Annotated in this window: 1 protein-coding gene; it reads left to right on the top strand. The window is 65.8% G+C overall.

Going from position 1 to position 614, the window contains the following annotated elements; translation table 11 throughout:
- Nucleotides 1–614, top strand: a 614-nt coding sequence (locus CSC94_RS24815; protein WP_165784593.1) for a hypothetical protein, incomplete at both ends; no start/stop codon positions are given.

The following is a 614-nucleotide window of genomic DNA, read 5'->3' as shown; positions in this document are numbered from 1 at the left end:
GTCGTGGACGAGTGGGTGGTCCAGGAATACATCGACGGCACGCGCCTGCCCGTGCTGCTCGACGGTACCGACGACATGGCCGCGCGGGAACGCATGCTGGACGATGCCCTGGCTGCGCTGTCAGGGCTGCAGCGCTATGCCCACCAGGAAAACCTGCATCACCGGGTCCCCCGCATCCGGCCGGATTCGGACTGGTCTGACGAGAACCTTGGCCATGCCAAGCGGATTTCCGAGATCGTCGGCGTTGCACCGCCGCTCCTCGATTACGACATGCTCGAAAGCCTGTTCCGGCTGGATCCGCGGGATTTCATCAAGGGCGACGCGCGGCCGGGCAATGCCATGGTCACGGAGGATCGCGTGGTCTGGTTCGACTGGGAAGGATGCGGACGGCGCCATTCCCTCGATGACCTCGCCTTTGTCCTCGCGGACGAATGGACGGCCATCGACGCGGCCACGGAACAGCGGCTGATCGAACGCCATCTCGCCGGTTTCGCCCGCGACCGCTCGCTGGACGAAGCCCACCACTATCTCATGGCCTTCGGCATCCTGCACATGCTGGACCGGTCGCATCGGGCCATCCGGTACCGGCACCGCGACGGCGAATGGTGGAGCCG

It is taken from the genome of Zhengella mangrovi, from assembly GCF_002727065.1.
Taxonomy (GTDB): Bacteria; Pseudomonadota; Alphaproteobacteria; order Rhizobiales; family Rhizobiaceae; genus Zhengella; species Zhengella mangrovi.
The sequence above is the reverse complement of the archived record's forward strand: the minus strand, read 5'-3'. Positions and strand labels throughout refer to the sequence as shown.